The organism is Paraburkholderia acidicola (assembly GCF_002362315.1).
GTDB lineage: Bacteria > Pseudomonadota > Gammaproteobacteria > Burkholderiales > Burkholderiaceae > Paraburkholderia > Paraburkholderia acidicola.
Map to the genome: position 1 here is coordinate 873,684 of NZ_MTZV01000004.1, position 17,870 is coordinate 891,553.

The window sequence follows — 17,870 nt, forward strand, 5'->3', positions numbered from 1 at the left end:
AAGAAGCGCGTTGCCTCTTCCGTTTCGTTCAGCGTACTGAACTGACTGCCAAGGTTTAATCGATTACCTTGTCGTTCGGGCTCTTGAAGAGCGCCTTCATGTCGTCGCTTTCCGGGAAGTTCAGGTTGAGACCCTTCGGCGGAATCGGCGTTTCGAACCACTTCTTGTAGATCTGGTCCGCTTCACCCGAGGTTTCGACCTTCGCGATTGCGTCGTCGACCACTTTCTTGAACTCAGGATCGTTCTTGCGCATCATGCAGCCGTACGCTTCATGCGATTGCGGCGTACCGACGATCACGAAGTCGTTCGGCGACTTCGACTTGGCGCGTTCGCCCGCGAGCAGCGCATCGTCCATCATGAATGCAGCGGCACGGCCCGTTTCCAGCGTCTGGAACGATTCACCATGGTCCTTCGCGCTGATGATGTTCATGCCCAGGCTCTTGTCCTGGTTCATCTTGCGCAGCAGCCGCTCGGACGTGGTGCCTGCCGTCGTGACGACGGTCTTGCCCTTCAGATCGGCGAAGTCCTTGATGCCCGAATCCTTGCGTGTCATCAGGCGCGTACCGATCACGAAAATCGTGTTCGAGAATGCCGCCTGTTGCTGACGCTCGAGATTGTTCGTCGTCGAACCGCACTCGATGTCAACCGTACCGTTCTGTACCAGCGGAATCCGGTTCTGCGACGTGACCGGCGTGAACTTGACCTTCAAGTTGGGCAGATTAAGCTTCTGCTTCACTGCTTCGACGACTTTCATCTGGAACTCATACGAGTAACCGATGACGTTCTGCTTGTCGTCGTAATACGAGAACGGAATCGACGACTCGCGGTGGCCCAGCGAAATGACTCCCGTATCCTTGATTTTCTTCAGCGTTCCGGCTTCCTGTGCGTGTGCACCCACCGTAAACAGCCCCAGGGTGGCGAGCAGCAGCGCAGCTTTTTTAACCTTCATGTGTGATCTCCTTGGCATAACCGCGTCAGTTTAGCAAAGTAACCAATATGAAAGTAATTGTTGTAAACCATGTTGGTTTTGACAGCGTGCCGTAGTGCTTTGGTAATGCGCAGACGTGAAAAAGCGGGCGGCATCGCATGGATGCCACCCGCCGGTACTGCACGCAGTCCTGTCGACCGCGTGTGAACGTCGAGAATGAACCCGGAAATCAGCCCGGATTCAGGTCGATCAGGGGTACAGGCCGCGCATTTCACGCGCCTGCAGGATGCGCTTACACGCGACGATAAACGCCGCCGTGCGCACCGACACCTTCTGTTCGCTCGATACCTGCCACACTGCTGCAAACGCTTCGCGCATCACGCGTTCGAGGCGCTGGTTGATCTCGTCCTCGGTCCAGAAGAAGCTCGAGAAATCCTGCACCCATTCGAAGTACGACACCGTCACACCACCCGCATTCGCCACCACGTCCGGAATGACGAGGACGCCCTTGTCATGGAGGATGTCGTCGGCGGCGGTCGTGGTCGGGCCGTTGGCGCCTTCCACGACGATCTTCGTGCGAATCTTGTGTGCGTTCTTTTCGGTGATCTGGTTTTCGAGTGCAGCCGGAATCAGGATGTCGGTTTCGATGGTCCAGAATTCGTCGTTCGCGATCGGATCGGCACCGGCGAAACCGCCTACGCCACCGGTTTTCGCCACGTGTTCGAGCAACGCGGCCGAATCCAGCCCAGTCGATTTGTACAGCGAACCCGTGTGATCCTGCACCGCGACGATCTTCGAACCGGCGTCCTGGAACAGGCGTGCGGCGATCCCGCCGACGTTGCCGAAGCCCTGCACCGCAATGCGTGCGCCTTCGATGTCGAAGCCGATGCGGCGCGCCGCTTCACAGCCGACAACGAACACACCACGGCCCGTCGCTTCGCGGCGGCCCAGCGAACCACCGAGCGTGATCGGCTTACCCGTCACGACGCCCGTGGCCGTCTGGCCCTGGTTCATCGAGTAGGTGTCCATCATCCACGCCATGATCTGCTCGTTCGTGTTGACGTCCGGCGCAGGAATATCGGTGTTCGGTCCGATGATGATGCCGATTTCGCTGGTGTAGCGACGTGTCATGCGCTCGAGTTCGCCACGCGACAGCGTGCGCGGATCAACACGGATACCGCCCTTCGCGCCGCCGTACGGCACGTTCACGGCCGCATTCTTCACCGACATCCAGGCCGACAGCGCCATCACTTCCGACAGCGTGACATCCTGGTGATAACGCACGCCGCCCTTGCCCGGACCACGCGATACGTTGTGCTGCACGCGGTAGCCTTCGAAGTGGGCAACTGTGCCGTTATCGAGTTCGATGGGGACGTCGACGATCAGGATCCGCTTCGGGCGCTTCAGCGTTTCGAGCCAGCGCGACAACGGGCCGAGGTACGGCGCGACGCGGTCGACCTGCCGCAGATAGTTACCCCACGGGCCGAGATTGTCGCTATTGAGGTAGGACGGGACGGACTGCAAAGATGATGCGGACTGCGGTTGTGATGACATGAACGCTCCAGCGTCGATCGGGTGCGCACATTGTCGAAAAACGCCGTCGTGAAATCCAATGCCGTTTGTTCATCCCGTTATGCTTTTCACGCATAACGTCGAAAAAGTCGAAAAAAGCGGTCGCGAAACGGCATGGCCGCAATCTCGCTCATCCGGCACGCTCCGCCAGTTCCGCGCTCACGATATCCCAGAGCTTGCGGATTAGCACATGGCGCGGATCGTCGCCCTGCACGGCCATCTTGTCGCGATACAGGCGGATTTCCATCGTGAGTGTGAACTGGCCTTCGGCGACGCCGCGGGTCGCGCGATCGAGCCGGACGAGGCGGCCGTCGGCGGTTGCATCCTCGACGGCGCTATGCGGCAGGAATGCAATGCCGTGCCCGGCCAGCGCCATGGCCTTTAACCCTTCGGCCATATCGGTTTCATACACGCGGTCGAGGTAGAGCCGCGCCGGTGCGTTCGAGATGATCACCTCGGTCATGCGCCCCAGGTACGCGTTCGCTGTGTACGACAGATACGGCGCCGGCGCGTCGGGCGTGCCTGGCAGCGTGTAACGGGGCCGCCCCGCGCGCGACGCAGCCGAAAACGGACTGATCGTTTCGATCCCGATGGTCAGCATGTCATAGCGGGCCGGGTCGAGCGCGACCGGATGGCTCGGGTGGTGATAGCCCATCACCAGGTCGCAGCCGCCTTCCACCAGTGAGAGCACCGCATCGTGCACGTTCAGTGCGCGCAGCCGCGTGTGCACCGGACCGAGCCGCGATTCGATGCGCTGCAGCCAGCCCGGAAAATACGTAAGCGAGAGCGTGTGCGGCACGGCGAATTCGATGGTCGCCGCCGGCGTTCCGGTGTGCCCGCGCAGCAGCGTGCGCGCTTCGTGGAACTGCGACAGCATCGCCAGCGCCTGCTCGTAGAACACCTGCCCGGCCCCCGTGAGCCGCGTCGGATAGACCGAACGATCGATCAGTTCCGTGCTGAGCCACGCTTCGAGCGCCTGGATGCGACGCGAGAACGCCGGCTGCGTGACATGACGCAATTCCGCCGAGCGGCTGAAACTGTGGGTTTCCGCAAGCGAAACGAAGTCTTCAAGCCATTTCAGTTCCATGGGACCTTGGGCAGCGGGCAGTAAGTAGCGGCATTCTAGCGGCGCGGCGCGATTCGGGCGGCACGGCGCACGTACAAAGCAGACCCTGGAAGGGGCACGGCCCGCACGGTGGTAAAATTCGCGGTTCTCCCGATCTTCACCCTCCGGTCCGCCCCATCATGTCCGACACCCGCCCCGACACCCTGTTCGCGCTGACTGCGCTGTCCCCGCTCGACGGCCGCTACGCGTCGAAAACCGAAGCCCTGCGCGAGTGGCTCTCGGAGGCTGCGTTCATGCGCCATCGCGTGACCGTCGAAATCCATTGGCTGATCGCGCTGTCGCGCGCCGGCCTCGACGAAGTGCCGCGTTTCTCCGATGCGTCCGAACAGTTCCTGCTGCAACTCGTCGAGCGCTTCACCGCGCACGATGCCGCGCGCATCAAGGACATCGAGCGCGTGACGAATCACGACGTGAAAGCGGTCGAATACTGGTTGAAGGAATCGGTGAAAGGCCAGCCCGAACTGGAACGCGCAAGCGAGTTCATCCACTTCGCGTGTACGTCGGAAGACATCAACAACACGTCGCACGGCCTCATGATCGCCGGTGCGCGCGAGCACGTCATGCTGCCGGCGCTGCGCTCGGTGTACGAGCGCCTCGTCAAGCTCGCACACCTGCACGCCGAACAGCCGATGCTGTCGCGCACGCATGGTCAGCCCGCCAGCCCGACGACGCTCGGCAAGGAAATCGCCAACGTCGCCGCGCGGCTCGAACGCGCGATCGAGCGCATCGCCAAAGTCGAACTGCTCGGCAAGATGAACGGCGCGGTCGGCAACTTCAATGCGCATCTGTCCGCCTATCCGGAGTTCGACTGGGAAGCGTTTTCGCGCGATGTGGTCGAACAGCGCCTGAAGCTGAAGTTCAATCCGTACACGATCCAGATCGAACCGCACGACTACATGGCCGAACTGTTCGATGCCGTCGCGCGTGCAAACACGATCCTGCTCGATCTCGACCGCGACGTGTGGGGCTATATCTCGGTCGGCTATTTCAAGCAGAAAACGAAGGCCGGCGAAATCGGTTCGTCGACGATGCCGCACAAGGTCAATCCGATCGACTTCGAAAACTCGGAAGGCAATCTCGGCCTCGCGAACGCGACGCTGCGACATCTCGCCGACAAGCTGCCGGTGTCGCGCTGGCAGCGCGATCTGACCGACTCGACGGTGCTGCGCAATATCGGCGTTGCGTTCGGTTACTCGCTGCTTGCCTACGATGCGTTGATCCGCGGTCTCGACAAGCTCGAAGTCAATCCGCAGCGTCTGAACGACGATCTCGACAACTGCTGGGAAGTGCTTGCCGAACCGGTGCAGACGGTGATGCGCCGCTACGGCATCGAGAATCCGTACGAACAGTTGAAGGAACTGACGCGCGGCAAGGGCATCACGCGCGATGCGTTGCAGACGTTCATCGGCGGCCTGCAGATTCCTGCGGATGCGAAAGAGCGTTTGCTCGCGATGACGCCTGCGTCGTACGTCGGCAAGGCGATTGAACTGGCGAAGCGGATCAAGTAAAGGTCCTGCTGCAGCGGCATGAACGGCGGCGGCTTTAAGTAACGCACACGCCGCCAGCAATGAAAAAGGCACTCCTTGCGAGTGCCTTTTTTTTCGTGCGGTCGATGTGCCGACCTGCCGCCTGCCGCGTTACTGCTAACTACACCCCGTCGCGCGTCTTCAGTTGCGCGAACACCTCATCGACGATCTGCTCCGGCGTCAGATCGATGCTCACCGTAATCGCTTCTTCAGCGTCCGGTTCTTCTAACGTATCGAGCTGGCTTTGCAGCAGCGACGGATCGAAGAAGTGACCCGTGCGCGTCTTCAACCGTTCGCGCAGCGTTTCCAGCGAACCATGTAGATACACGAAAACTACGTCGCGATCGCCATTGCGCAGAATGTCGCGATACGAGCGCTTCAACGACGAACACGTGAACACTGCAGTCTCGCTGGCCCGCTGCTTTTCTTCGATCGCCGCGCGGATTGTGCGCAGCCACGGCCAGCGGTCTTCGTCGGTCAGCGGAATACCGTGATGCATCTTCTCCTTGTTGGCGGCGCTGTGAAACGCGTCGCCATCAGTGAAGCCGCAGTGCAGGCGTTCCGCCAGCATCTCGCCGATGCGCGTCTTGCCTGCGCCCGACACGCCCATTGCTATCAAGATCATCTACTGCTCCTTACAGGACCGCCGCGAGAGCGAACGTCAAACCGAGACCCATCACCGAAATGATGGTTTCGCAGAGCGACCATGTCTTGAAGGTCTGCCCCACTGTCATGCCGAAGTATTCCTTGACCAGCCAGAAACCGCCGTCGTTCACGTGCGAAAAGATCAGCGAGCCGCAACCGGTGGCCAGCACCAGCAGTTCCGGGCTCACCTGCGCGCCGGCCGCCGATGCGATCGGCGCGACGATACCGCAGGCTGTCGTCATCGCGACCGTCGCGGAGCCTGTAGCGAGGCGGATCAGCGCAGCGACGAACCAGCCGAATAACAGCGGTGACAGATGCGCATTCGTTGCGACTTCGACGATCTCTTTCGAAATGCCGCTGTCCATCAGCACGCGTCCAAAGCCGCCGCCCGCACCGACGATCAGTGTAATCCCCGCAATCGGCGCGAGACAGTCGCCGCAGAATTTCTGGATCTGCTCGCGATTAAAGCCGCGCCTTGCACCGAAGGTCCAGAAGCTCACGAGTACGGAGATCAGCAATGCGACGTCGGAGTTGCCGACGAATTTCAGCAGATCGTTCGGCAGGGTCTTCGGTGTCGAAACGAGATCGGCCCAGCTGCCGATCAGCATCAGGATCACCGGCAGCAGGATCGTGAAGAGCGTGATACCGAAGCTCGGCAGCGTACGTTTTGCATCCGGCTTCGCGTCACCCTTTGCATCGCCCTTCACAGCATCCTGCGAACTCGAACCGGTGAACTGCGCCGCGAGCGCATTGTGTTCCGGCAGCTTGATATAGCGGTGTATCAGCAGCGCGAACAACGGACCGGCGACAATCGCCGTCGGAATACCGACGATCAACCCATACAGGATGGTCTTGCCGATGTCGGCGTGATACGCCTGCACCGCGAGCATCGCGGCCGGATGCGGCGGAATCAGTCCGTGTACAACCGATAGCCCCGCGACCATCGGCAGCCCGATCAGCAGCAGCGATTTACCGGTGCGCTTCGCGACGTTGAACGCGATCGGGATCAACAGCACGAAGCCGACTTCGAAGAACACCGGCAAGCCGACGATCACCGCGACGCACACCATCGCCCAGTGAATATTCTTCTCGCCGAACCAGTCGATCAACGTCGTCGCGACGCGCTCCGCGCCGCCCGATTCGGCCATCATCTTGCCGAGCATCGTGCCAAGGCCAACGACGATCGCGATGTGTCCTAGCGTATTACCGTTACCGGTTTCGAACGACTTCACGATCTGACCCATCGGCATGCCGACCGCAAGCCCGAGCAGCAGCGAGACGATGATCAGGACGAGGAAGGGATACACCTTGTAGCGCGTGATCAACAGGATCAGCGCCGCGATGGCGATCAATGCGTAAACGAGCAGCATGCTGCCGTGAACTGCGTCCATGAGTGAAGCGCCTCCTCTGCGTTATCGATATGGATGCAGCGCGCGGGCATCCTGCGTGGCAACTCGACGCGGTACCGATGAAACCGCCGCGTGGTCGCTGAATTCTACTGTTTGTTGTCGCGGATGGCGCGTGAACATTGCATGGGATGTGGGCTGACGTCGCTGCAGTGCAGCGCGCGGCAGCACGACCGCTGCGTGTGGCGCATGGTTCCGACAGCACAGAGCCTCGCCACACAGCCTGCTGGCTGCATCGGCGAGGCTCTGTATGCAAGCGTCGTTCCCGCTAGCTTCGATCCGTGCGCACGTCTACGTTCAGCGCACAGGCGGTGCCAGTTCGCTGGCTGCACGCGCAAGGCGCGTGACTTCGGCCCAGTTCTGCGCAGCTACGGCGGACTTCGGCGTCAACCACGAACCACCGACGCACACCACGTTCGGCAGCGCGAGGAAATTCAGCGCCGATTCTGCGGTGATGCCGCCCGTCGGGCAGAACTTCAACGTCGGAAACGGACCGTGAAAGGCTTGCAGCATCGGCACGCCGCCCGCGGGCTGCGCGGGGAAAAACTTGACGATCTCATAGCCGAGTTCGAGCGCCGCGATGATGTCCGTCGGCGTCATGACGCCGGGCAACAGCGGCAAGCCCGCATCGAGCGCAGCCTGATGCATCTCCTTCGTCAGACCCGGCGATACACCGAACTGCGCGCCCGCTTTCTTCGCGAGTGCGCATTGCTCGGGCCGCGTAATCGTGCCGACACCGACGACGATATCGTCGGCGAGCCCGCTCGCGCGTTCGATTGCTTTCAGACCCGCTTCGGTACGCAGCGTGATCTCGAGAACCTTCACGCCGCCCGCATGCAGCGCGCGCGAAACGCTTTCGCCCTGCTCCGCCGAATCGAATGCGAGGACCGGAATGACCGGGCCGAGGCGCACGATGTCGCTTACTGTTTTTGTCGTCATGGTCATGCTCCTTGTTTCTGCAGTTCCTGGAGGGTGTGATGGATCTCAGCGCGCTCTCCAACCAGCGGACCGAATACCGATGCACCCAGTTCCGCGGGAGCCGCCGCCGCGCGAAACACACCGTACAGCTCCCGGCCAAAGCCGACTTCGTTGCCCGCCTGATGAACCGGCTCGGCTTCCGGACGCGCGGCCCATTCCGTCTCATCGATATCGATGTCGAGTACGCCCGCCTCGGCGTCGATGACGATCGTGTCGCCGGTGCGCACCTTGCCGAGCGGCCCTTGCAGCAGTGCTTCGGGCGACACGTGGATCACGGCAGGCACCTTGCCCGACGCGCCTGACATACGGCCGTCCGTGACGAGCGCGACATGGAAACCCTGATCCTGCAACACACCAAGCAGCGGCGTCAAACGATGCAGTTCCGGCATGCCATTTGCGCGCGCACCCTGGAACCGCACGATCGCGACAAAATCGCGCTTCAGCTCGCCATTGTCGAATGCTTCCTGCACCGCTTCCTGCGAATCGAACACGATCGCGGGCGCGGTCACCTTCCGATGTGCCGCCGCTACCGCCGAAATCTTGATCACACCGCGCCCGAGCTTGCCTTGCATCAGACGCAAACCGCCATCTGCCTGGAACGGGTCTTCGATGCCACGCAGCACGGTCGTGTCTTCGCTCTTCGGCGCGCCGTCGACCCATGTCAACTGACCATCGAGCAATTTCGGTTCCTGCGTGTAGTGCGACAGACCACGACCCGCGACCGTCGTCACGTCTTCATGCAACAAGCCGCCTTCGAGCAGGTTACGCACGAGGAACGCAACGCCGCCCGCCGCGTGGAAATGATTCACGTCGGCCTTGCCGTTCGGGTAAATCTTCGCGAGTAACGGCACAGCTTGCGACAATTCGTCGAAGTCGTCCCAGTCGATCATCACACCAGCCGCCCGCGCAATCGCGACGAGGTGCAGCGTGTGGTTGGTCGAGCCGCCCGTAGCAAGCAGTGCAACGATGCCGTTGACGATCGCCTTCTCGTCGACCACGTGGCCAACCGGCGTGTAATGACCGCGCTCGACCGTCAGATCGAGCACGCGCCGCGCCGCGGCAGCCGTGAGCGCATCGCGCAGCGGTGTATGCGGGTGAACGAAGGCCGAGCCCGGCAGATGCAGGCCCATTACTTCCATCAACATCTGGTTGCTGTTCGCGGTGCCGTAGAACGTGCATGTGCCGTGGCCGTGATATGCGGCAGCTTCAGCTTCGAGCAGCGCGTCACGACCGACCTTGCCGGTCGCGAACTGCTGGCGGATCTTCGCCTTGTCGTCGTTCGACAGACCGCTTGCCATCGGGCCCGCGGGGACGAAGATCGTGGGCAGGTGGCCGAACTGCAATGCGCCGATCAGCAGACCCGGCACGATCTTGTCGCAGATGCCGAGACACAGTGCGGCATCGAACATGTTGTGGGTCAGCGCAATCGCTGTGCTCATCGCGATCACTTCGCGCGAGAACAGCGACAGTTCCATGCCCGCATTGCCCTGCGTCACGCCGTCGCACATCGCGGGCACGCCGCCTGCGAACTGCGCGACGCCGCCGTTTTCGCGCGCAGCCTGCTTGATGAGATCGGGATAGTCCTTGTACGGCGCATGCGCCGACAGCATTTCGTTATACGAGGAGACGATGCCGATGTTCGGCGCGCGAATGGCCTTGATCGTGAGCTTGTCGTTGCCTTCGAGGCCCGCGAATCCGTGTGCGAGGTTCGCGCACGACAGTGCGCCGCGCGCCGGGAACTTGCCCTGCGCTGCATCGATACGGGCGAGATAGGCTGCGCGCGTGGGCTTGCTGCGCTCGATCACGCGTCGCGTGACCTTCATCAAATGCGAATGCGGGGAAACCATCGAATCTCCTTCGTCTTCTGGCGGGGACGTGATGCACAGGTAAGGCGCGGCCGGGTGGTCCCGGCATCTTGATTCGAATGTTAGTAGAAAAACTACACGTTCGCAACGGCAATTCAGACCTGACTCGTTGTGCGCGCGCCTTGCACAAGCCCAATACACACGGCACTTACAGGCTTTTCATCGACAACCCAGGGAATATACCTAGGCAGGATATGTAGTATTTGTACAAACCCGTGAATCCGCTATAGTCCACGGATCTTTCAGCATAGTGCGAGTTTTCCGATGATGCTGTCCCAGGTAGAAGCGATGCGCGATCAGTTGCGGCCGTCCGAGCGCAAGCTCGCCGATTACGTGCTCGAAGCGCCGCGCGAGGTGCTCGATCTGTCGATGACGGAGGTCGCGCAGCGTGCCGGCGTGAGCCAACCGACCATCGCGCGCTTCTGTCACGCGCTCGGATTTTCGGGCTTCCGCGAATTCAAGATCCGCCTCGCGCAAGGCGTCGCCGCCGACGTACCCGCCGTCTATCGCGACGTGCGCCCCGACGAGCCGGTACCCGGCGTAGCGGCGAAGGTCCTCGACCGGACGATCGGTGCGCTGATCCAGGTGCGCAACAATCTTTCGTCGGATTCGGTCGCCGATGCGATCACGCTGCTCGCGGGCGCGCGGCGCATCGAGTTCTACGGTGCGGGCGGGTCCGGCATCGCAGCCCAGGACATGCAGCACAAGTTCTTCCGGCTCGGCATGCCGAGCGTCGCGTATTCGGATCCGCAGACGTTTCTGATGTCGGCGGCGCTGCTCGGTCCAGGCGATGTGGTCGTCGCGATCTCGAACACCGGGCGCACACGCGACATCGTCGACGCGGCGAAAGCCGCGCTCGAAAGCGGCGCAAAAGTGATCGCGGTTACGCACGGCAATTCGCCGCTCGCGCGGCTCGCATCGGTCGGGCTGCACGCGAACGTCGACGAAGACACCGACGTGTTCTCACCGATGACCTCGCGAACGTCGCATCTCGCGATCGGCGATATTCTCGCGGTCGGTGTCGCGCTGCAGTGCGGACCGGCGTTGACGGAAAAGCTGGCGGGAGCGAAGGACTTGATTACGCGCAGGCGTATTGGTCCGAAGGAGTGAGGCGGAGGCGCGCAACGCTGGCTAGCGTTGCGGCATGTTACAAGGTCGGCGTGCCTGGCGGCAGGGCCGGCCCCGCATCGAGTCGTTTAGAACGGTTTGATCACCACCAGCGCAACGGCTGCTAGCAGGCCGAGCACAGGCAGTTCGTTATACATGCGATACCACTTGTGCGAACGGCGGTTTTCACCGCGCTCGAAGGTTGCGAGCAGCCTGCCGCAATACGCGTGATAGATCACGAGCAGCGCGACGACACCGACCTTCGCGTGAATCCAGCCCTGCCCGCGTCCGACGCCGATCACGAGCCACAGCCACAGTCCACACAGCAACGCAGGCACCGCGATAAACGTCATGAAGCGAAACAGCTTGCGCGCCATGATGAGCAGACGCTTGATCGCCGCAGGCTCCGTCTCCATCGCAAGGTTCACGAAAATGCGCGGCAAGTAGAACAGTCCTGCAAACCAGGCAGCCACCAGAACGATGTGAAACGTCTTGACCCAGAGCATCGGCGGTCCTCGATGAGATGTTGTTGCCTTGTGGCGACTCGCATGGTCGCTACAAGGCATGATTGACTGCGGGTACGAGAAGCAGACGGCGCGCTAATGCAATGCAATGCGCGCCGCTTTACAGGCGATCTACTGCCGCCCTTCACCGTGCCCAAGCACGACGTATTTCAGCGAGGTCAGCCCTTCGAGTCCAACCGGCCCGCGCGCATGCAGCTTGTCGTTCGAAATGCCGATCTCCGCGCCGAGACCAAACTCGAAACCGTCGGCGAAACGCGTCGACGCGTTGACCATCACGCTCGCCGAATCGACTTCGCGCAGGAAACGCATCGCGCGATCGTGATCTTCGGTAACGATCGCATCGGTGTGGGCGGAGCTGTACGTGTTGATGTGATCGATCGCGGCATCGAGGCCATCGACGATCTTGATCGCCAGCACCGGCGCGAGATATTCGGTGCGCCAGTCTTCTTCGGTGGCATCGACGAGCGGGCCGACCTTCGCCGCTTCGAGTACCGCGCGCGCTGCCGGATCGACGCGCAGCTCGACCTGCTTGTCGCGATACAGCCTGCCGAGCGGCGGCAGTACCTCGCTGGCGATACCGCGTGCGACCAGCAGCGTTTCCATCGTGTTGCAGGTGCCGTAGCGATGCGTCTTCGCGTTATCGCACACGGTCAGCGCCTTCGTGAGATCCGCGCGGTCGTCGACATACACGTGGCAGATGCCGTCGAGGTGCTTGATCATCGGCACGCGCCCTTCTTCCATCAGACGCGCAATCAGGTTCTTGCCGCCACGCGGCACGATCACGTCGACGTATTCGGTCATCGTGATCAGTACACCAACAGCCGCGCGATCCGACGTTTCGACGACCTGCACCGCGTCCTGCGGCAGGCCGGCTGCTTCCAGCCCTTCGCCGATCAGCTTCGCGAGCGCCGTATTGCATTCGAGTGCTTCAGAACCGCCGCGCAGGATCGTCGCGTTGCCGGATTTCAGGCACAACGCGGCAGCATCGATCGTTACGTTCGGACGCGATTCGTAGATGATTCCGATCACGCCGAGCGGTACGCGCATCTGACCGACCTGGATGCCGCTCGGACGATATTTGAGGTTGGTGATTTCACCGATCGGATCGGGTAACGCGGCGACCTGACGCAAGCCTTCGACCATCGTCTTCAGCGCCTTGTCAGACAGCGTGAGCCGGTCGATAAACGCAGCGTCGAGCCCTTTCTCGCGAGCCCGCGCGACATCGCGTGCGTTGGCGGTTTTGAGCAACGCGGCATCGCGCTCGATGGCGCGCGCAACCGCATCGAGCGCGGCATTCTTCGCCGCCGTCGACGCCCGCGCCATCGCACGCGATGCGAGGCGGGCGCGGCGGCCGAGGTCCGTCATGTACTGGTCGATATCCATCTTCGTGATTCTCGGGTGCCCACGCGGACCGGAAACTGCCAATCGCGGCCGGCGCGGCGTACTGCGGGGTTGAGCGGGAGATGCGTCGATTGTAAGTCTTGTCGCGCTGGTTTGTCAGGCGCCGCTCCGTAGCGTCGGGCTGACTGTTCGCACTACCGCATGAGGTTGCGCCAGGCGGGCTACGACGCTTAGGCTAGCCCGCGCGACGCGCTGGCGCACCAGCCGATGGCGCGTTGCGCGGCGCGGCAACACTCATCGCCAGTTCGAACAGGCCATCCCATGGATCAGGCGGCGGATTGTCGCGCGGCTGGCCCGGCGTGTTGCCCGACAGCCCCTTCACCTGCCGGTCGAGCCGCGCGGCAAGCGCGAGACCTTTTTCCAGCGCCGGCTCGGTGATGCGCGACAGCGCCGGTCCGACGAGCCGTTCGCGCGGACCCCATACGCGGTTCTCGCGCAGCAGCATCGCGAGCGGTTTGCCCGCAGCGACACCGCGCTTGATACGCAACAGCGTGCGCACTTCCTCGACCACGGCCCACAACACCAGCACCGCCGCTTCGCCTTCGCCGCGCAGACCGTCGAGCATGCGCGAAAGCCGCCCGACATCGCCGGCGAGCATCGCTTCGTTCAGCTTGAACACGTCGTAGCGGGCTACGTTCAGCACCGCATCGTGAACCTGCTCGAAGCTCAACGCACCAGTTGGATAGAGCAGCCCGAGCTTCTGGATTTCCTGATGTGCGGCGAGCAGATTGCCCTCCACACGCTCAGCGATGAACTGCAGCGCGCGCCGCCCGTCTTCGCCGGCTGCCATCCGCTGTCCCTGCTGCGCCAGCCGCTGACCGATCCAGTTCGGCAACTGCGCCCGTTCGATAGAATCGATCTTCAGGGCGACGCCCGCTTCGGATAGCGCGGTGAACCAGCCAGCCTTCTGCGTCGCGGCGTCGAGCCGCGGTAGCGTAACGATCGTCAGCACCTCGTCATTCACCGCAGCAGCCAGCGACTTCAGCGCATCCGCACCTTCCTTGCCGGGTTTGCCCGATGGAATGCGCAGCTCGACGAGTTGCCGGTCGCCGAACAGCGACATCGACTGGCTCGCGCCGAGTAGCGAACTCCAGTCGAAACCGCGCTCCACGGTGAACACCGAGCGATCGGTAAAGCCAGCGGCACGCGCCGACGCACGAATGCGGTCGCACGCTTCCTGCGCGATCAGATGCTCGTCGCCGTACACGACGTAGAGGCCCGCGAGCCCTTTCGCGAGGTGTGTTTCGAGCGAGTCGAGTCGCAGTTGCATGGCTAGTGGCCGGTGAAAATCGTCATGCCGATCACAGCGGCGGCGGCGGCAACGGTGCGCGCGGCGCGACGCCTGGTACCTGTTGGCCCGGGCCCGGGTGCAGCGTGTGAACGACCGAGAGACGGCGCATCAACTGGTCGACGGCGTCGTTGCGCATGTCGGCGATCAGCAGGTCGTATTCCGCGGACTTCGCCTGCGAATACTGGTCGCTATAGGTCATCGCACGGTTCAGTGCGATCGCGCTCGGCGGAATCAGCAGTGTGCCGTCCGCGCCGACGAGCGAGTAGTTCAGCGTGTAGTTGATCTGGTATTCCTCGACGACTCCCAGCGCATTCAGCGTCAGCACGCTGGTGCCCTGCCCTTCCGACAGATGCAGCGTCGCGTCGGCGTTGGCTGCGTTGTTCACCACCACGGTGTCGCTGCCGCCCTGCACCATGCGCGTGAGGCGCGCGATACCGGCTGCCTGTCCGCCGGCGATGGCCAGGCGCTTGAACGCATAGTCCTGCTGGCCGCGCAGCTGAAAGCCGCACGCCGACAGGAGCAGCGCACTGCACGTCAGCATCAGAAACGATTTGCGAATCACATTGGCTCCCTGGTTCGCAGTAAATCCCGCGGTGCATCGTGTGTCGCCGCGCACTGCGGCGGACAACACGACATCACATGGCGCTCCGCGTCGATATCAAACGACGATGTTCACCAGCCGGCCCGGCACGACGATGATCTTCTTCGGCGGCTTGCCTTCGCTGAACTTCGTAACCATCTCGTGCGCGAGCGCTACTGCTTCGATCGCTTCGCGCGATGCGTCCTTCGCGACCGTCACCGCACCGCGCACCTTGCCATTCACCTGCAGCACGAGTTCGATCTCCGTTTGCTCGAGCGCGGCTTCGTCGACCTTTGGCCACGGCGCGTCGAGCAGCGAACCGAATTCGTCGGCATAGCCGAGTTCGCGCCACAACTGGAACGTGACGTGCGGCACGACGGGGTACAGCACGCGCAACAGCACGCCGTAGGTTTCGCGCAGCACAGCGGGCTGCGCGCCCTTCGCGCCTTCGAGTGCGTTGAGCATCTTCATCGCCGCCGAGACAACCGTGTTGTACTGCAGCCGCTGATAATCGAAATCGGCCTGCTTCAGCACACTGTAGATCTCGCGACGCACAGTCTTGTCGACATCGCCGGGCGCTTGCGTAGCCGCCGACGAACCACCGCGCAACACCGCTTCATTGCTCTGTCCAAACGACCACACGCGACGCAGGAACCGGCTCGCGCCTTCGACACCCGCGCCCGACCACTCGAGCTGCTGCTCCGGCGGCGACGCGAACATCGTGAAGAGGCGCGCGGTATCGGCACCGTACAGGTCGATCAGGATCTGCGGATCGACGCCGTTGTTCTTCGACTTCGACATCTTCTCGATGCCACCGAGCACCACGGGCTGACCATCGGCGTTGAGCGTCGCACCGACCGGGCGACCCTTGTCGTCGTGCGTGACGACGACATCGGCGGGATTGAACCACGCCTTCTTGCCTGCGTCGTTCTCGCGGTAATAGGTTTCGTTGAGCACCATGCCCTGCGTGAGCAGGTTCTTCGCGGGCTCGGCGAATTTCACGAGACCCATGTCGCGCATCACCTTGGCCCAGAAGCGCGAATACAGCAGATGCAGGATGGCGTGTTCGATGCCGCCGATGTACTGGTCCATCGGCATCCAGTAGTCGGTGCGTTCGTCGACCATGGTCTCCGCATCGGGCGCGGCGTAACGCGAGAAGTACCACGCGGAATCGACGAAGGTGTCCATCGTGTCGGTCTCGCGCTTGGCCGGCGCGCCGCACTTCGGACACACGCAGTTCACGAACGCTTCGGACTTCGCGAGCGGATTGCCGGTGCCATCCGGCACGAGGTCTTCCGGCAACACGACGGGCAGGTCCTGTTCCGGGACCGGTACGTCGCCGCACGTGTCGCAATGAATGATCGGGATTGGCGTGCCCCAGTAACGCTGCCGCGAAATGCCCCAGTCGCGCAGACGCCAGGTGACCTGCTTGTCACCGAGACCGAGTGCCTTGAGGTCGGCAGCCACTGCATCGATGGCCTGCGTGTAGTTCAGGCCGTCGTACTTGCCGCTATTCATGCAGACGCAGCCTTCCTTGCTGCCGTACCACTCCTGCCATGCGTCGGCGGAGAACGACTCGCCTTCTATAGCGATCACCTGCTTGATCGGCAAACCGTACTTCTTCACGAACGCGAAGTCGCGCTCGTCGTGCGCCGGCACACCCATCACCGCGCCTTCGCCGTAGCTCATCAGCACGTAGTTGCCGATCCACACTTCGATGCGTTCCTGCGTGAGCGGATGCGTCACGTAGAAGCCGGTACCGATGCCCTTCTTTTCCATCGTCGCAACGTCGGCTTCCGCGACACCGCCGCGCTTGCACTCTTCGATAAAGGCCTGCAGTTCCGGCTTGTCCCGCGCAAGACGCGTGGCGAGCGGATGCTCGGCGGCCACCGCGCAGAAGGTGACGCCCATGATCGTGTCGGCGCGTGTCGTAAACACGCGCAGCAGCTTTTCCTCACCGTCGATCTCATACGGGAAGCCGAAGTTCACGCCGTAGCTCTTGCCGATCCAGTTCTGCTGCATGACCTTCACGCGTTCTGGCCAGCCGAGGCCTTCGAGGTCGCTCAGCAGCTCATCCGCGTACTGCGTGATGCGCATGTAGTACATCGGGATTTCGCGCTTCTCGACCAGCGCGCCGGAGCGCCAGCCGCGCCCGTCGATCACCTGTTCGTTCGCGAGCACAGTCTGGTCGACCGGGTCCCAGTTCACGGTGCCGGTTTTCTTGTACGCGATGCCCTTTTCGAGCATCTTCAGGAACAGCCACTGGTTCCACTTGTAGTAGGCCGGGCTGCAGGTCGCGACTTCGCGCGACCAGTCGATGGCGAGTCCCATCGACTGCATCTGCCCCTTCATGTACGCGATGTTGTCGTAGGTCCAGCGCGCCGGCGGCACGCCGTTCGCCATCGCGGCGTTTTCGGCGGGCATGCCGAACGCGTCCCAGCCCATCGGCATCAGCACGTTGTAGCCGTTCATCCGCAGATAGCGGTACATCACGTCGTTGATCGTGTAGTTGCGTACGTGTCCCATGTGCAGCTTGCCCGACGGGTACGGCAGCATCGAGACGCAGTAGAACTTCGGCTTGCTGGCGAGTTCCGTCGTCTTGTAGGCGTCGCTGGCGCGCCACTCGGACTGCGCGGCAGATTCGACGTCGGAGGGAACGTATTTTTCTTGCATGGTGTGATGGATCGCTGGGTTCGGTGCTTTCGCACCGGACGTGGTGCTCTGCGTAACGAAATGTCGTCGGCTCCCCGTGGACGGGGAAAGCGCTGATTATACCGTCCGACGGGCGGTGCGCCGTGGGTTGCGCGCCGTGGGTTGCGCGCCGGTGGCTGCGCGCGGTGGGCGCCACGTCGCTACAGCGGCGGCGGCAAATACCAGCCAGGCGTGAAGCCGAGGCGATTACGCCAGGCGTTCGCCGACGT

14 protein-coding genes are annotated in these 17,870 nt (G+C 62.4%); 2 read left to right on the forward strand and 12 right to left on the reverse strand.

Annotated elements, in window-relative coordinates; genetic code table 11:
• Nucleotides 1–55: 55 nt before the first annotated feature.
• From BWP39_RS14175 to BWP39_RS14185, 3 genes are all read right to left on the reverse strand, one after another.
• Nucleotides 56–949: a glutamate/aspartate ABC transporter substrate-binding protein gene (locus BWP39_RS14175; RefSeq protein ID WP_091009897.1), complete on the reverse strand. Its 894-nt coding sequence runs from the start codon at nt 947–949 to the stop codon at nt 56–58.
• Nucleotides 950–1,177: 228 nt separating this feature from the next.
• On the reverse strand, nt 1,178–2,482 hold the full coding sequence (locus tag BWP39_RS14180) for a Glu/Leu/Phe/Val family dehydrogenase (RefSeq protein ID WP_096721127.1): 1,305 nt from the start codon (nt 2,480–2,482) through the stop codon (nt 1,178–1,180).
• 148 nt (nt 2,483–2,630) lie between these two features.
• Nucleotides 2,631–3,587 (reverse strand): LysR family transcriptional regulator, encoded by a 957-nt coding sequence (locus BWP39_RS14185; protein WP_096721130.1) that lies wholly within the window; start codon nt 3,585–3,587, stop codon nt 2,631–2,633.
• A gap of 158 nt (nt 3,588–3,745) precedes the next feature.
• Here BWP39_RS14185 and purB point away from each other — a divergent pair, with 158 nt between their 5' ends.
• Nucleotides 3,746–5,134 (forward strand): adenylosuccinate lyase, encoded by a 1,389-nt coding sequence (gene purB / locus BWP39_RS14190; RefSeq protein WP_096721133.1) that lies wholly within the window; start codon nt 3,746–3,748, stop codon nt 5,132–5,134.
• Nucleotides 5,135–5,273: 139 nt separating this feature from the next.
• Here purB and BWP39_RS14195 read toward each other — a convergent pair whose 3' ends face one another.
• From BWP39_RS14195 to edd, 4 genes are all read right to left on the reverse strand, one after another.
• Nucleotides 5,274–5,777, reverse strand: coding sequence for a gluconokinase (locus tag BWP39_RS14195; RefSeq protein ID WP_096721135.1), 504 nt, complete (start codon nt 5,775–5,777; stop codon nt 5,274–5,276).
• A 10-nt stretch (nt 5,778–5,787) separates the two neighbouring features.
• Entirely contained in the window at nt 5,788–7,188 is a 1,401-nt protein-coding gene (locus tag BWP39_RS14200) for a GntP family permease (RefSeq protein WP_096721137.1), read from the reverse strand.
• Between the two features lie 312 nt (nt 7,189–7,500).
• The gene (gene eda, locus BWP39_RS14205) at nt 7,501–8,142 is read right to left on the reverse strand and encodes a bifunctional 4-hydroxy-2-oxoglutarate aldolase/2-dehydro-3-deoxy-phosphogluconate aldolase (RefSeq protein ID WP_091009882.1); all 642 of its coding nucleotides are present in this window, start codon (nt 8,140–8,142) and stop codon (nt 7,501–7,503) included.
• Nucleotides 8,143–8,144: 2 nt separating this feature from the next.
• Nucleotides 8,145–10,028 (reverse strand): phosphogluconate dehydratase, encoded by a 1,884-nt coding sequence (gene edd, locus BWP39_RS14210; RefSeq protein ID WP_096721139.1) that lies wholly within the window; start codon nt 10,026–10,028, stop codon nt 8,145–8,147.
• A 282-nt stretch (nt 10,029–10,310) separates the two neighbouring features.
• Here edd and BWP39_RS14215 point away from each other — a divergent pair, with 282 nt between their 5' ends.
• Nucleotides 10,311–11,156: a MurR/RpiR family transcriptional regulator gene (locus tag BWP39_RS14215; protein WP_096721141.1), complete on the forward strand. Its 846-nt coding sequence runs from the start codon at nt 10,311–10,313 to the stop codon at nt 11,154–11,156.
• An 86-nt stretch (nt 11,157–11,242) separates the two neighbouring features.
• Here BWP39_RS14215 and BWP39_RS14220 read toward each other — a convergent pair whose 3' ends face one another.
• From BWP39_RS14220 to leuS, 5 genes are all read right to left on the reverse strand, one after another.
• Nucleotides 11,243–11,659, reverse strand: coding sequence for a CopD family protein (locus tag BWP39_RS14220; protein WP_091009875.1), 417 nt, complete (start codon nt 11,657–11,659; stop codon nt 11,243–11,245).
• A gap of 129 nt (nt 11,660–11,788) precedes the next feature.
• Nucleotides 11,789–13,060: a glutamate-5-semialdehyde dehydrogenase gene (locus BWP39_RS14225; protein WP_096721143.1), complete on the reverse strand. Its 1,272-nt coding sequence runs from the start codon at nt 13,058–13,060 to the stop codon at nt 11,789–11,791.
• Nucleotides 13,061–13,253: 193 nt separating this feature from the next.
• Nucleotides 13,254–14,348, reverse strand: a complete 1,095-nt coding sequence (holA, locus tag BWP39_RS14230) for a DNA polymerase III subunit delta (RefSeq protein ID WP_096721145.1) — start codon at nt 14,346–14,348, stop codon at nt 13,254–13,256.
• A gap of 31 nt (nt 14,349–14,379) precedes the next feature.
• On the reverse strand, nt 14,380–14,931 hold the full coding sequence (locus tag BWP39_RS14235; protein WP_096722574.1) for an LPS-assembly lipoprotein LptE: 552 nt from the start codon (nt 14,929–14,931) through the stop codon (nt 14,380–14,382).
• A gap of 96 nt (nt 14,932–15,027) precedes the next feature.
• Nucleotides 15,028–17,622 carry a leucine--tRNA ligase gene (gene leuS, locus BWP39_RS14240; RefSeq protein ID WP_096721147.1) on the reverse strand — a complete coding sequence of 865 codons (2,595 nt, stop codon included), beginning with the start codon at nt 17,620–17,622 and terminating at the stop codon, nt 15,028–15,030.
• Between the last annotated feature and the right edge of the window lie 248 nt (nt 17,623–17,870).

Bases quoted from the DNA above. Each gene is read 5' to 3' on its own strand.
- BWP39_RS14220 (WP_091009875.1), bottom strand. From the start codon at position 11,659: ATGCTCTGGGTCAAGACGTTTCACATCGTTCTGGTGGCTGCCTGGTTT.
- purB (WP_096721133.1), top strand. From the start codon at position 3,746: ATGTCCGACACCCGCCCCGACACCCTGTTCGCGCTGACTGCGCTGTCC.
- eda (WP_091009882.1), bottom strand. From the start codon at position 8,142: ATGACGACAAAAACAGTAAGCGACATCGTGCGCCTCGGCCCGGTCATT.
- BWP39_RS14195 (WP_096721135.1), bottom strand. From the start codon at position 5,777: ATGATCTTGATAGCAATGGGCGTGTCGGGCGCAGGCAAGACGCGCATC.
- BWP39_RS14215 (WP_096721141.1), top strand. From the start codon at position 10,311: ATGATGCTGTCCCAGGTAGAAGCGATGCGCGATCAGTTGCGGCCGTCC.
- BWP39_RS14185 (WP_096721130.1), bottom strand. From the start codon at position 3,587: ATGGAACTGAAATGGCTTGAAGACTTCGTTTCGCTTGCGGAAACCCAC.
- BWP39_RS14180 (WP_096721127.1), bottom strand. From the start codon at position 2,482: ATGTCATCACAACCGCAGTCCGCATCATCTTTGCAGTCCGTCCCGTCC.
- leuS (WP_096721147.1), bottom strand. From the start codon at position 17,622: ATGCAAGAAAAATACGTTCCCTCCGACGTCGAATCTGCCGCGCAGTCC.
- BWP39_RS14225 (WP_096721143.1), bottom strand. From the start codon at position 13,060: ATGGATATCGACCAGTACATGACGGACCTCGGCCGCCGCGCCCGCCTC.
- BWP39_RS14200 (WP_096721137.1), bottom strand. From the start codon at position 7,188: ATGGACGCAGTTCACGGCAGCATGCTGCTCGTTTACGCATTGATCGCC.
- BWP39_RS14175 (WP_091009897.1), bottom strand. From the start codon at position 949: ATGAAGGTTAAAAAAGCTGCGCTGCTGCTCGCCACCCTGGGGCTGTTT.
- edd (WP_096721139.1), bottom strand. From the start codon at position 10,028: ATGGTTTCCCCGCATTCGCATTTGATGAAGGTCACGCGACGCGTGATC.
- holA (WP_096721145.1), bottom strand. From the start codon at position 14,348: ATGCAACTGCGACTCGACTCGCTCGAAACACACCTCGCGAAAGGGCTC.